This is a genomic window from Sessilibacter sp. MAH3 (assembly GCF_054658275.1).
Map to the genome: position 1 here is coordinate 19425 of NZ_BAAGIE010000026.1, position 16441 is coordinate 35865.

Consider the following 16441-nt stretch of genomic DNA (forward strand, 5'->3'; position numbering starts at 1 on the left):
ATTTATTCAAGCTCCGAAAGTAATTGGTCCATAATATCCAAGTCACCAGCTTGTTTTGTTTGTAGGATTTCTACCGTACAAGCAAGATGCTGAATGGTTGGTTCTTCAAATAAATCGGCAAGGTCAATTTTAACGCCGAAGGTGTGATTTACTTTTGCTTGTAATTGCATGGCAATTAATGAGTGGCCGCCTAGCTGAAAAAAGTTATCCGTAATACCAAATTCAGGTATCGATAACTCGTTCATGTCTGCGAAGAGTAGATCTCGCCACAAGTCATACAGAATAAACTCGGTATTTGTTTTGGGTGCAATAACGTTAGAAGCTAAAAATGTAGGTTTTATTTCGGCCTTGGGTAGTGCCTTGCGGTCAATTTTACCGTTAGCATTTAATGGCATCTTATCTAAACGCGTAAACACGCTTGGCTGCATATAGTGTGGCAAATGAGTTTTTGATAATTCACTTAATTGACGTATTAGTGACGTATCATCTTTATGATCTTGCGGGCCGCGGGAATTGTTACTTAACGTGGTAAAGAAAGCGACCAAGCGTTCTGAGGGTTGGTCACCCTGCACTATCACCGTGACCTGCTCAACATCGTCATTCATCAATAATACGTTTTCGATTTCACACAATTCTATGCGGTGTCCTCGTATTTTTACTTGAAAATCACCCCGGCCCATAAAGTCTAGAACGTATCCGCTGGTGCAATTGTTGCTGGTAATCAAACGTGCAAGATCACCGGTTTTATACATAATATTCGAGCGATGCTGCGATAAATTTTGGGTATTGTTAGGTACAAATGCGTTGCGTGTTAAATCGTCACGTAAGTAATACCCTTCACCCACGCCATCGCCGGCAATGTATAAATTACCCACGCAACCCACGGGTACGGGTTTTAAGTGTTCATCAAGCAGATAGCACTGTGTGTTAGCGATGGGCTCGCCAATAATGGTTGTGCCGCTTGGCCCGGTGTATTGCCATTTTTCAGATAAAGCTTGTGACGTAGACCAGATGGTCGTTTCTGTTGGCCCATACACGTTATAAATAGAACTGTTCGCAGGCAATGCACGAGTAAGTTTTTTACCTAATTCGGGTATTAACGCTTCGCCACCACAGAGCAAGGTAAACGGTGCTAAATTAGAGAGTTCACCGGTTGCAAATAACGCAGACCAGGTTGCCGGTGTGGCCTGTATTAAATTGCATTGGTGAGCTTTAATTAAAGCAATAATATCAACTGGTTGTTTACGTTGAGCATCATCGGCCAGTACCACTTCACCGCCGTGCATAAGCGGCAGCCATATTTCTAAGCCCGATATATCAAAACCCAAGGTGGTAATTGCAAGGGATTTGGTTGTATTGCTAACGTTAAAGCGCTTGCCCATATCCAACAAGAAATTACACAGCGCTAAATGACTAATACTAACGCCTTTGGGTTTACCCGTAGAGCCAGACGTATAAAGAATGTAGGCTAATGGTTTATTGGTATTGTGTGCACAATCTGTTGCGATTGATGAACCATTAATAGTAAGTATTTTTTCAGCATCTATTAAGGCCTCATCGTATAAGAGTATATTTGAAGCAAATTGATCTTCAAACGACGGCGCAAAAAATTCGTTGGTTATTATGATGTCTGCTTGTGCAGATTCAAGAATTAACGCTCTTCTTGCCGAAGGCTGATCGGGATCAATAGGTAGATAAATGTGTCCGGATTTTAACACAGCCAATAGCGCACAAATCAAACTGGATTCGCGCGGTAAACAAACGGCAACTATTTTTTGTGTGTCAGTCGGGCCTATTTTATCGCCAATTAATTTAGCCAATTTTGCCGAACGCCGAGACAGTGTTTGGTAAGTTATTATCTCGGAATTTGATGTATTGTCGGTAATGGCAATGTTGTTAGGTTGAGCCAAGGCCTTGGTCTCAAAAAAATCGACAAAATTTAATGCCGGTTTATGCGCAGGATTTTTTTCTAGCCATGGGTTATGGGTATTGTTGTAACCTTGCCATATATTGAGGTCTTTATCGGTCACAAAATTTATATCAGCCAGAGGTTTTTGCGCCGAGCTTACGATTTGCTGTAATAAATGTACATACAGGTCACTGATTTTTTGTACGCCTAAAGCATTGTAGATATCCGTTTTGTATAACCAATGCAATTTGGTGTTTTCGGCATTACCGGGGGCTACCGTGAAGGTAATTGGATAATGCGTAAATTCACGACTGCTTTCAACTTCTAGTGATAAGTTTATGTCGTTAGCATTAAATTCCGACGTTGGAAAATTCTCAAACACCATTAAATTTTCAAACAACGGTTGACCATGGGCTACGGCAGACAATTTTTGAATGTTGGCCAAAGACGAGTGTTCATGCTCTCGCAGCCGCACATTTTGATCTTGAATATATGTCAACCATTGGCCCACGGCCTCGTTACCTTGCCATTGCAAGACCATTGGTAAGGTATTAATAAACATACCAATAATTGTATCAACCTGACTAAGTTCTGCCGGTCGACCGGCTGTGGTTAAGCCCAAAACCACCTGCCAGGGGGTATCGTCTTCTGTGTTTAAACTTTCTTGGCGATCAAAATATGCCAATAACAAGGCCCAAGCACTTTGATAGAGAGTATTTAACGTTAGATGATTTTCCGCCGCAAAGGCCTCTATGGTTTTTACCCAATTTTTAGGTAAAACCGTTTCATGACAGGCAAAGGCAGAGTCGTTTGCGTTCGTTGCATGTTTTAATTCATCAGCCGATGGTTGAGATTCTTGTACCGTTATTTTTTTAGTGGTTAAAGGCAAACTTGTTGAGCGAGAAATAGCTCCTAATTGCTCCCGCCAATAGTGATCATCTGTATTTCGTCGTGAGTCTATCCAGCGAATGTATTCTTTAAAACTTGTCGCCGGTTGACTTAATAATTGAACATAACCACTGTTATCGTTTGATTGTAATAAACAACGATAAGTATTCAGCACTTCGGTTATCAGTTGCATCGCGCACCAACCATCCAATTGTACGTGATGATGTGTCCAAATTAATTTGTAACTACACGCAGCGGTTTTAACCAAATGTAAACGCATTACAGGCGCACTTGACAAATCGAACTGGGTATTAATGTCGTTATTTTTAAGTGTATTCAAATAGAGACTTGAGCTTGCTTCTGAGTGGTGCTCCAAATCGGTGAGCTTAATATTTAAGGCAACCGAGTTATAGACTAGATGCACGGGTTTACCATCGTGCAACTGAATAAAGGCGCTACGTAATATATCGTGACGATTAAACACGAGATCCCAACTTTGTTGGAATAAATCGAGATTAAGATTACCTTGAATATCGACACACACTTGATCAACATAAACGGCGGCACGTTTCTCTAGTAACGTGTGTAAATAAATACCCGATTGTACGGGCGATAACGGGTAGATATCTTGAATATCTTGCCACGTAACCTTTTCTGAAAGCTCATCTAAATCTGCTTGAGTGGCACGCAGCAACGGAAAATCGGAAGGAGTTTTTGTAGGCAGTGCGTGACAACAATGCTCGATAATTGCACGTAAATTGCGATCAAAGACACATAATGTGTTCTCAATATCCCTATCGGACAACAAGGCTTGGCTGTAACGCCAGCGTAGTTGCAAAATACTATTTTTAACTTCAATGTTTAATTCTAACCACGAGCTTGCGTAGTTTTGGTCGTCAAATAATTTACCCGTTGTTGCGGTTAAATTTGGTTTTACGTGTTCTTGGTTTGCCGCATTTGCATCGCTATCCAAATCAAGATTGCCGTAGTAATTAAACGTGACTTTGGGACGCGGAAAATCAGTAAGTTGTCCGTGTAAATATCCTAAAGAATAATCTAAGCTTTGGTTATTAGCGGTTCTTAGGTTTTCTTTCGTCGACTTTATAAGCTGATCGAGATGATGTTTTTCTGTGCTGATATTCTCGCCCAGAGTAATTACTACCGGAAACACCCGGGTAAACCAACCGACGGTACGGCTGATATCCAAAATATCGCCGTGCTCGGTACACAGGTCTTGCCGACCATGGGATTCTAATTCTATCCACAATTGCTGGTCTTTATTTAAGGTTAACGCCAGTGCTGTTAACAAAATATCTTGTACTTGTAACCCGTAGGCGCTTAAACCTTTTTCTAATAGCAACTGGGTTGTGTTTTTGTCCAACTCATAAACCACCTCTTTTTGCACACTAAATGTAAGCATGTTACGAAGCTGTTCTGTGCTTAATTGAGTGTTGGGTACTTGTACTGGTAAAAGATCGGCGAAATTATCGGATATTCCTATGTTTGCTGAGCGTTTTTTAAGGATCTGCCAATAGTCAAGATTAGAAGACTTACTAGAAAGTACGTTTACCCATTCTTGGTAGCTCGCCGATTTTGCCGGAAGCGTTTGTTCGATTGTGTATTGCGTATTATTGCTGCGTGCTTGCAATCGTGCGCTGTAAATTTGATAAAAATCTTCAATTAAAATACGCCAAGAAATCGCATCTACTAACCAATGGTGGGCAATAAAAATCAGCTGATTATTAAATGCATCCGGTGTTTGTAGGTAAATACATTTAAACACCCTGCCCTCGCACAAGTTTAACGAGGCGTGTTGTTGGTCGAGAATATGATTGATGGCTTGATCTACCGAAATGCCGTTTGTGTTTGGCTCGATAGCAAAGACTTCTAAGACGCTAGTGTTTGCGTAATCTTCTACCGTGCGCACAAATTGCCACTGAGATTTATCGTCGTAAACAACCCGTAACATATCGTGATATATTGCCAGATCGTGCAAAGCATCTTGCATATCGGGTATTGAAAAATTATCGGTAAATTCAAGGGCAACAGCCATGTTCCAATGATGACTGTTAGGCTGTTTCTGCTGAATAAAATCGTATTGAATAGGACTTATTTTTACAGAGCCGTGTATGGGTTCGTAATTGTTTTGAACCTCTTTAATAATCTCAACATGTTTTGCTAAACGACAAATGGTTTGGTGTTCGAATACTTGCGAAGGCGTAATTTTTAATCCCAATTCTTTTAGTTTTGCCGTTAATTGCAAACACTGAATAGAATCGCCACCCAACGCAAAAAAGTTATCGGTGATACCAAAGTCTTGGCGATTTAAAAGTTGCTGCCAAGCACTTAAAAGCGTTGCTTCAATGTGGTTATTGGCTGGAACCAAATTGTCGGATGTTTTCCAATTGGGTTCTGGTAATTGTTTACGATCGACCTTGCCGTTGGCATTGTGCGGTAAATCAGCCAACACAATAAACTGGTTGGGTACCATATATTCCGGTAGAGATTGCAATAAATGGTTGCGCCATTGAAACGTTAACTCGTCGATAACCGTGCCGTAAAGCGCATTTGAATCTTTGTCGAGCGATAAATCGCCGTTGTTTGCGTAATCACTTAAATTAATCGAATCGCACACAACATAGGCAATAAGTTGCTGGTGATTAGTTTCACCTACCTCTGACGATTTAACACAGGCAACGGCTTGAGTTACCTTATCGAGTAGCTCTAATTGATATTCAATTTCACCGAGCTCTATACGATAACCTCTGAGTTTAATTTGAAAATCTTTTCGGCCTACATATTCTATTTCTCCAAAGGCGTTCATACGGCCAAGGTCACCCGTTAAATACAATTTACTTTGGTTTAGGCAGGTATCGATTGGCCAAGGATTATCAACAAAGCTCTTTTGAGTAAGTTCTTTATTATTTAAATAGCCCTTACCTACACCAATACCCGAAACACAAATTTCACCAATCACGCCATTGGGTACCGGGTTTAAGAACGTATCTAAAATATGTACCTGATTGTTGGCGGTGGCGCGGCCAATGGGCATAAGGCCGAGTTGTTGGTATTGAGTTAATGTATTAGGTGTAATTTTTGCCGTGGCCACATCGTCTGCGCATTCAGCGGGGCCGTAGGCATTTATTAACGGTATTTCACTGAAATGTTTAAACCATTGCTGAGCTAAATGTAAAGAAAGCGCTTCACCTGTGGGTAAACAATAACGAATATTTTGGCGAATAATTTCTTTAAAAGCAGAATCTGTTGTTGACTCAACTGTGGTTAAAACAGCGTGAATAAGACTGGGTACCCATTCCACAATCGATATACGATTATTGTCGATTTCGGGTATAAATCGGTCGGGGTTTTGACTGACACCATCGCCCAATATGCATACCTTTGCCCCAATTATTGCCGACGTTAATAGCTGCCACACAGAAATATCAAACGATTGCGAAGCTGTTTGAGCAATTACGCTGCTTTCATCTAAATTGAGTTCTGGAGCCTTAGACAGTATGTTGTTCAACATGCCCGCTTCTGTAACACAAGCCCCCTTGGGTTCTCCGGTAGAGCCCGAGGTGAAAATTACATAGGCTAAATCGTCCGAATTTTTATAATAATTAACAGATTCGTAAAAATCGCTGGTACCAGCTTGAGCAATCGACAACTTCGGTTGTTGCAGGAGCGTAATATCAGATACGTTTACCGTCGAATCCTTTGATAAGGCATACAACAACGCATCGTGTTGTTCATCAGTCTGTATGAGTATATGACGTAACTGACCTGCCTTAATAATTTGTAGATGTCGTGAACTTGGATGTTTTGGATCTAAGGGTAAGTAAGCTGCACCCAATTTAAAACAAGATAATACCTGTACAAAAAAATCGACGTTACGCTCACTCAACAGCGCAACAACACAACCTTGTAGCGGATTCTCACCGGAATGTGTGGCTAGAATTCCCTGGCAAAGAAATTCCGCTCGTTGATTTAGTTCGTTGTAGGTGTAGTGATGAGTAGAATGTTCTTGGCAATCTATTAACAGGGTTTGATCACCATGGGCGTGTAACTGGTCGTTAAATCTATGTAACCATGTTCGGTTAAAATCGATATTGAGTGTGGTCGGAGAAATTACTTTGGTGGCATCGAACTCAATTAAACTGACGGTCGAAAGTGGTTGGTCGATATCGCGGATAAAATCATGCAATATTTTTTCAAATGCATTTATAAATTGTTCTATCGTTGATCGATTAAACAGATCACTAGCATATTCAATAGAACCCTTCATTGAGTTTTCGAGTACATGCACATCCAGGGTAATATCAAACATCGCGGTTTCTGGTAAAAGATCAACCGCTTCAACCGCTAATCCTGGTAGCGAAAACTCTTGCAGAGCATTGCCATGCATAACATTAAGCATGGCTTGAAATATAGGCGAGAAGCTTTGTTGCCGTTCTGGATTAATGGCATCAACTAACTTTTCAAAGGGTACATCTTGATGTTGCCGAGCTTGGTTAAGTTTTTGGTTGGTTGTTAGCAACCAATTGCGAATATCGGTAATATCGTTTAGCTCGCTTTTAATGACCTGCGTATTAATAAAAAAGCCGATTAAATCTTGAGTTTGCCAATGTTGACGTTCTGCAACGGGAATACCAATACGAATATCCGATTGCCCAGTTAAGCCGTGTAATAACCACTGGTAGGCTGATAGCAACAGATTAAAAATGGTAACGTTGGCGCCTTTACTATTTAGGTCCGAGCATAGTGTGCTTAAAGATTTTTCACCTATCTTATGAAAATCAAAATGCACACGTTGACCACGATAACTTTGTTTATTGGGCCGTGGTTTATCTAGAGGCAAATTTAATAAAGGTTGTTCACCACCAATTTCATTCTGCCAATATTGAACTTGTTGCGTTAATACATCGTCGGTAAACGTTGAGTTGGCCCACTGTGCATAATCACTGTATTGAATGCTAAGAGGTTTAATGACGGTATTTAAATTAATGTCACGGTTCTCAATTAAGGCGCGGTAGGCTTGAGACAACTCATTTAATAAAATTCGTACCGACCAACCATCGGCAATAATGTGGTGAAGTACCACCGCCAAAATGGATTCATCTTCTGAAATTGAATATAGCTTAACCGCAAATAAAGCATCGTGCTCTAGGTTAAACGGAGTATTGGCAAAGTGTTTTAATTCATTTAATACGGTGTTGTTCGTTATTTCTATAGGATGAATATCGGTTACGTTATGTTTGGCATCAAAGGCGTAGGCATGACCTTGATCATCTTCCGCGAAATTAAGTCTTAGTACTTCGTGACGGTCAACAATAAATCGAACGGCTTTTAACAATAGGTTTGTATCTAAGTGTCCCGTTAATTTAACGGCAGAAGGCATATTGTAGGATGCCAGCGACGCGTTGCTTTTATCGAGTTGATATAAAAACCACAATCGTTGCTGGTTAAACGATAACGGAAGTTGTGTTCGATTTTTTATGGGTTGAATTGACGTTTTATAATCTACGGTACCGGTGTTATCACTGTCTAGCGTGTCAAGGAAGCCGCGTATGGTTGGGTTTTGGAAAATACATTTTAGATCAACATCGCGTTGCAACTGTTTACAAGCGCGTGCGGTAATTTGCGTTGCTAAAAGGGAATGACCGCCCAATTCAAAGAAATTGTCGGTGACGCCAAATTGAGTTATTCCAAGTACATCGCACCAAATTTGGTGGAGAAGCTGCTCTTGTTCTGTATTAGGAGCGATAATTTCATGCGTTATATTATCGGGCTTTGGCAGAGCTTTTTTATCAATTTTACCATTGGCGTTCAATGGCATTTTATCGAGAACAATAAACGTGCTCGGCACCATATAGCTGGGTAGTTTTTCGCTTGTCCACTGTTTAAGATTTGAGGCATTGGCGCTTTTATGTTGTACATAGGCAACCAAGCGTTTGGTATCGTTACAACCTTCAACAATAACCAACGCGCGCTCACAGTCTGGTAGCGCCTCAATACAGTTTTCTATTTCACCAACTTCAATTCGAAATCCACGAATTTTTACCTGCCCATCGATACGACCGTGATAACTGATTACTCCTTGACAGTTATACGAACCTAAATCACCCGTGCGATAAATATAAGTGCTGGAATTTTTAAAGGGATTTAACAAAAAACTTTGTTCGGTCAAATCGGCGCGACGGTGATAACCTCGGCCAACACCAATACCGGCCACATAAATTTCTCCCACCGCACCGACCGGTACCGGTTGTAAATGACTGTCTAAAACATAAAGCTCTAAATTTGCGGTAGCCCGACCGATGGGTAACGGATTAAATTCTGCATCACTAATGGTTTTAAGGGGATAAAACGCAACGTCGTCAGAGCATTCCGCAGGCCCATAAGCATTCATGAGAGGAATTTGTGGGTATTTACGCAGCCATTTTTTTGCAAGTTCCGGCGATAGCGCTTCGCCGGTTGACATTACCCAGCACAAGGATTGTAACGCGTTACTCGGTTGATCGAGTAACGATTGGATTAACGCCGGTACAATTTCTAAAATGGTTATTTTTTGCTTTTCAACAATTGCGGTTAACGCCGATGGATTGCGTACATCTTCGTCATCAACAATACAAATCTTAGCACCGAGAATGGGTGCCGTGAGTAATTGCCACACCGAAATATCAAAGGCTTGGGATGCTGTTTGGGCGATAACGTCTGATGAATCTAGTTGTAATTCGGGCAATTTCCCCAGCATATTATTAAGCATACCTTTATGCTCAATTAAAACGCCTTTGGGTTTACCGGTAGATCCCGAGGTGTAAATAACATAGGCTAAATTATTGCCTTTTAGGCTCGGCAGTATTAAAGGCTCCGAAGAGTTCAGATTACGTTGCTGCAAATGTGAGAAGTGCCATTGGCTAAATGTAACAGTCGATGACGAAAAATCGGCTGTTGTAAATGACCGGTTCTCATCCAACAAAATTAATGCAGCAGGTTGCGCCTCGGTTAATATATCGCAATGACGCTGTTTAGGATGCGCGGGATCGAGCGGTAAAAAAGCACAGCCTGCCTTTAGTATTCCTAATATTGTGCTTAAATAGTCTGCGCTGCGCTTGCCCAATACCGCAATAACACTTTCCGGCGGTAAGTTCGCCGCGAAAATGGAGTGTGCGATTTTACTGGATTGCTTGTCGATATACTCGTAGCTGTACGAATTGCCGTTGTGAATCAGCAGTGTTTCTTTGCTCTTGCTTAAAACCTGTTCTTGGACGCGTTGTAAATAACCGTATTCTAAAGACTTTTTGTCGATTAAATCGGCAGAATGTGCGTTTAACCCTTGTGTTAATGCATAAATTTCTTGCGCATTTAACAACGGAATTTCGCCCAGAGTAATTATATCTTCGCTGCAAATGTGTTGCGCAATAGAACACACAAGACGAGAAAATTGCTGAAGCATTCGTTGAGCAATGTCTTTATCGACGCGTTCACTGTGAATGCTCAGTTGTAAATGTACGGTTTTACCGGGAATAACGACAACGGTATAAGGATAATTTGTGTGGGTGCGATTGGTTGCCTCGCTAACCAAAAATTCGAGATTCTCCTGTTTTAAACCGGCATCAAAAGGCGCGTTTTCAAAAACAAATAAGGTATCAAACAGACCTCTTGCGGAGTCAATTTCACTGATTTTTTGAATGTCTGCTAGGGGAATCTGTTCGTATTCACGAATTAATAAATTATCCTCGAATAGATTTTTTAACCATGATGTTAATTCGCTATTTGAGTTTACATTCACTCTTAGTGGAATAGTATTGATAAATAGGCCAACGACATCCGACATGTCTGGAAGACTTGCCGGGCGCCCTGCTACTGTTACTCCAAACACTATATCGGAGGTTTGTGAATAGCGACTCAATAATAACGACCAAGCCCCTTGAATTAATGTATTGAGCGTAACCTGCGCGCTAGAAGCTGCTCGATTAAGAGTATCGGTGGTGTGTTCATCTAAGATCGTCACCAAATCTTCTACTGCATTGCTTTTATCGTTTGCGTTAGAAGTTAATAAGGGCACAAACGTTGGCTGATCAAAACCTGCAAGGCAATCGCGCCAAAAAGTTAGGCCTTTGTCCTTATCTTGTCGTTGCAACCATTGAATAAATTTTGAGTAAGGTACGGGTTTATGAATAGTTGGTGTATTAACCCGGCCAGAAATAATGTCTCGATAAGCCGATAAAAAATCCATCATAATTAATGAAAAGCACCAAGCATCCATTAAAATATGATGATAACTGCGTAAAAATTGATATTTATTACTGCTTAGTTTAATCAGCTTTACGCGCATCAACGGGGCTTTTGTAAATTCAAAGCCCGTCTCACGTTCAGATTTTAAGAGTTCATCCAGAGCTTCACGCTGGTTGGTTTCATTAAGATGTTGCCAGTCTAAAATTTCAACGGGAGAATTAATAGTCTTATGAACAACTTGTAGCGGTTGTTTTTGATTTTTCCAAACAAACGACGTGCGCAGCAGTTCATGTTTTTGGAACACGAAATCCCATGCTTGAATAAAAGCCTCAATATTAAGATTATCTATCTCCATCACATGACGGTACTGTAGCAAATAGATACCTGTACCTGGGTTCATTAAGCTATGAAACAGCAACCCTTCTTGCATTGGCGACAAGGGATATATTGATTCTATATTTTTAGCTTTGCTATTTGAGTCTTTAGATTCTGTCATGAGATTAATTAAGTTAGATAATTTTTAAAGGTCTTCTAGTAAACTAGAAAACTCGTCGTCGGTTAGATGAAAATCAGCCGCTTGAGGTTGGTCGTCTAGGTTGTTTTCAATAAACTGTTTGAATTCATTTAACGAACCTTTAAATAATTGAGATAACGCAATAATTTGTACTTCGCTAAAAATTGCCGGATTGTAGCTCCAATGAACCTGTAAACCGTCTTCTCGCGAGACCAAATTAAGATCCAGTTGTTGTGCGCGTAACGAAGTGTTAGCGCGACTGTTGTGTAGCGCGGCACCTTCTAATGTGTTACTGAGCGGATCTATAATTTGGTAATTTCGGCCAGCCGGCTGCGATATAAATTTGCCCAGGTAGTTAACTACCATAAAAGGTTCTTGATGATTTAACGGTGTGTGATTCCAGTGTGTACTATTAGCATGCAAATAGCGCCAAATTCCATAATCAATAGCATCGTTATTTGAAGGTAAGTTTAATTTCGTTTGCTCGATAAGCGGATTAGAATCGGTTGTGTTAACCGGTACCAGCACTGGATATCGGCAGGTAAACCAACCAACGGTAGAACTTAAATCTATATCGTTGTGTGTTGATTCTCGTCCATGATTTTCACATTCAATAACGGTGTAATTATTGAATGTGAATGATTTTTTTAATTCTGGGTTGTCATCAAACCAGAGCGTTAAAGCTTTACTGAGACTGGCTAACAAATAATGTTTTACTGTTAACCGCTCAGGAAGTTTTGTAGAAAGTAGAAAATCTTCACTAAATACTTGCTGATAATCCCGAGCATCGGCAACTAACGATCTAGTTACCGTTTGTGTATTGGTTAGCGTGTGTAAAACCGGGTTCCAGTGATTTGGAAGTTTTTGCAGCATGGTAGATCGTGTTTGAACTTCGGTTAGCCAATCATTAAATGTATTATCCACCACGTTGTTTATGTGTGATGTAGATTTATCCGTAAAGAAAAATTCGTCAAATTCTTCTAAGAGAATTCGCCAAGAAACGCCATCAATAACAAGGTGATGCGCAGTGAACAGAATTTTAGATTGCTCATTGCCGTCTGTTACTTGCAGCAGTTTAAACAACGGGCCGTAGGTAATATCCATTGTGGCCTGAAATCCCGTCAAAAAACCTTGATATTGCTGATTAGAAGAGTCTTGCCAATATTCTGTTGATAATGTTTGTACCGATGCAGTAATAAGTGAGTCTTCAACGGGGGCATAAAATTGAATCCAACGGTTGTTTTCGCAGGCAAATCGCGCTCTAAGTTGAGGATGTTTTATTAGTGTGAGCCGTACAAATTCTCGTAAACGATCATAGCTAATTACGGGTAAATCACAGATCAAAATACTTTGATTCCAGAAGTTTTCCCCCGTTGGAAATTGATTAAAAAACCACGACTGGATTGCCGTTAAAGGATATTGTTTTTGATTGACTTTCGGTTCTTTTGCGTTATTTAACTCAGTAGCTTTAGTGGCATACACTTCTTCAATATCGGTTTTAGGGGTAATTAATTCTGCAATGCCTGAAATGGATTTTCCGGTGAAAAATTGTTTAGGTGTTATTTTAAGGTGTTGTTTACGGGCTTTAGCAATAATCTGCAAGCTTAAAATAGAGTCACCACCAAGCGAGAAAAAGTCTTGGTTATGTTTTATAGATTCTTTTTGTAACACTTCACACCAAATATCGTGAAGTTTATCAACAACGTTGCGTACGGCTTTTTCATGAATTTTTTTATCGGGAGTATATACATTTTTACCAGTGTCTTCTTTTTTTGTTGCAGCGTGTTTTACTACTAGGTCGTTAGATGGGATAACATCTGAGTGTAGATCTGACTTTATGGTGCTATTGGGATCATCAGAACACTGACCAAAGGGAATTTCCACAAATGACAATGTTTTAACCGCGTTAATATCCAATTTACCACTGGCAGTACGAGGAATCTCACTGACAATTCGCCAATAACCGGGAAGCATGTATTCGGGCAGAGCGTTTGATACGAAACGCTCAATACGCTGCAATTTATCTTTTAATTGGGTTAAAGAGACAGCATTTTTAAAACTGATATACGTATCAATGGTCGTATTTATGCCTTCTCTGGGCGCTGAAGTAACGTGCTTAATCTCATCCCATTTCAATAGGACTGCGTCAATTTCGTCGAGCTCAATTCTGTGACCACGAATTTTTATTTGGCGATCAATTCGTCCTATAAATATTAAATTGTCGTTGTGATCAATTTTGACCACATCGCCGCTGCGATAACAACGACCGATTAAGGGGTGCTCAATAAATCTGCCTTTATTGAGTGTTTTATCGTCGTAACCTAAACTCAGCGTAGCACCTGCAATTAAAAGCTCACCTACTACGCCTTTGGGTACCGCATTTAACTCAGCATCAACGACGGCAAGACTACTGGTTTTGAGCGCCCTACCCAAAGGAATTTCATCTAAGCGAGTATTTTTTGTTATTTCGCCACATACAATACCTACGGTGCTTTCGCTGGGACCGTAATGGTTAAACACATGCGGGCTTGAATCGCTTTCGTTTGCGAGAACTGTATTTACGATATTAGCTGTGAGCTTTTCACCACCAAAAATTAAGCGTTGTTTGGGTGTAATGTTGGGCACGCCGTCACTCAACGCGGAAAAAAACGACGGTGTAATTTTTAGGGCATCAACCGGATTTATTGACAGATAATCCTGTAGAAAATTAGGATCTTTGCATTGTTCGTCATTAAGCAATACATAGGTTCTACCGGTTAATAAAGCGCCGAATAAAGCCGTGTGACCAAGATCGGTGGCAAATGAGGTTAGTGATAATAGTGTGCTGTTGTTACCTTCGGGTAATAAATTGGCGTGAGCGATACTGTTTACGTAATTCGATAGGTTGCTCTGTAACACGGAAATAAGCTTTGGTAGGCCAGTTGTGCCCGAAGTAAATATCTTATAGGCAACGAAATCGTCTTGAGCCTGTGCACTAGTAACCAGTTGTTCAAAGCTAATGTCTGGATTTGATATGTCTTCAAGCTCGTTAACATGAATTATGTCAACGCCCTGAATTTTTGGTAGTTCTGATACAGCTTGATCAAGCCATAAAACATCGGGTTTAACTTGGTTTATCAGTAATTCAAGGCGTTGTTTGGGTAGTGACCGATCAAAACATAGGTATGGTACACCCTGTAGCCATGCGCCGAGCATAGCGAAAATTGCTTCAGGTGAGCGTTCTAAACAAATACCAACAATGGTTGGTTTGTTAGCGAATTTGCTGATTTTTTGCGCATAGGCGTGCGCATTAAAAAATAACTCTTGGTATGAAAATACTTGGTTAGCGGTCTTAATTGCAAGGTTGTTACGACTGTTTAAGCATATCGTTAACCAATCGTTTAACGCATGTGCACCTTTGAACGAAATTTCAGACGCTTTAATAATCGATAAAAATTTTTCCGGAACCGTAATATCTGCAAGCCGAGTACGTAACAGTGATTGCTCTGGTAACGCAATAAGTGTGTTAATAAAACAACGATATTGATCTGAAAGTTCTTTTACGAATTTACTGTGATAGAGCGCTTCGTTAAAACGCCAGCGCATTTCCAATAGTGGCTCGATTCCGTATCGATCTTCTACCACCATAAGGTTTAATTCATGGGCGCTACCCCGCTGTTGTGAAAGAAGGTGTTTTTTAACCTTATTTCTGTGGGAGTGACGTTGAATTCTTGAATAGGTAAACATGTGTTGGAACAATGGTGTTCGATCTGAAGTTTGCTCTACTACACCGGTTTCAATACAGTCTTTAATGATTCGTCGTAAAGGATAACGTTGATGCTCTAACGTTTTGCTAAGATTGTTCTGGACATCGGCCACAAAATCGATCAGCAAAGCCGATTTATCGACATGGCAATTTAAGACAATTGGACTAACAAAATAACCAATGGATTTTCGATAATTTTTTTGAGTTCTAGCGGTAACAGGTGTTGCAATACGAAAGTTCTGTTGACAGCTATATTGGTTGAGCAACCATTGAAATAGACCGAATAAAAAAATGTAGGGTGTTGTGTGTAATGCTTTAGCTACATGCTTGATTCCGATAATTTCTTCTTTTGTAAATTGAGTCTGTATTTCATCGCCTAAAAATGTTTGAACACTTGGGCGAATAAAATTGAGTGGTAGCTCTAAAGGCACGCTATTATTTAAGTAGTCGTGCCAGAAACCGCGGTCGATTTTACTGCTTTCGCTAGAACGGTAATTGGATTCGTCATTTTGATAATGAAAAAAAGATTTTTTGAAAGCATCATCGGAGTGATTTAAAAGTTCTTCCAAATAATTATGATAGGCCGTAGAGTCATTAAATATCGAACATAGCTTGTCTAAATGCATTAATAATTGATTAAAAACCAATTCGCAGGAGAAAAAGTCACCGGCAATATGGTGGAGAATAATTTGTAATGCCACCCTGTCGTTATCGTTTTTACTGTGGTATAGGATTCCTTTACAAGGTAATTCTTCTTCTAAATTAAAAATGTGATCTGCTTGTTGTTGTAAATGTGGCCAAACACATTCCGTTTCGAGCGATACAAGCTCCATCGAATAAAAAGGAGTTTCAAAATTATCGGGGTTTTGAACCACTTGCTCTACAGTGTTGCTGTTTTGCCTATAAATACAGCGCAACGCCGGATTTTCTAACAATACTGCTAAAAAGGCCGTGTTAAAGCATGTTATTAATGACTCATGATTGTTCTGTAACGTTTCTTTGTACGAAGAAATATCCAATTCCAGAGAGTGCACCATATTGTATGCAACACTGTTAGGGTCTGACAATTGTGCAAGCCACAAAGACATTTGATTTTCGGTAAGTGGAAATTTGCGTAAAGTCATAAGCGTTGTATGTAATGTAAGTG

2 protein-coding genes are annotated in these 16441 nt (G+C 40.1%); both read right to left on the reverse strand.

Annotated features, from left to right (window positions below):
• Positions 1–2: 2 nt before the first annotated feature.
• Positions 3–11531, reverse strand: a complete 11529-nt coding sequence (locus tag ACYQ2C_RS14710; protein ID WP_460103854.1) for an amino acid adenylation domain-containing protein — start codon at positions 11529–11531, stop codon at positions 3–5.
• Positions 11532–11555: 24 nt separating this feature from the next.
• Complete coding sequence (locus tag ACYQ2C_RS14715) at positions 11556–16418, reverse strand: condensation domain-containing protein (RefSeq protein WP_460103856.1); 4863 nt, start codon at positions 16416–16418, stop codon at positions 11556–11558.
• Between the last annotated feature and the right edge of the window lie 23 nt (positions 16419–16441).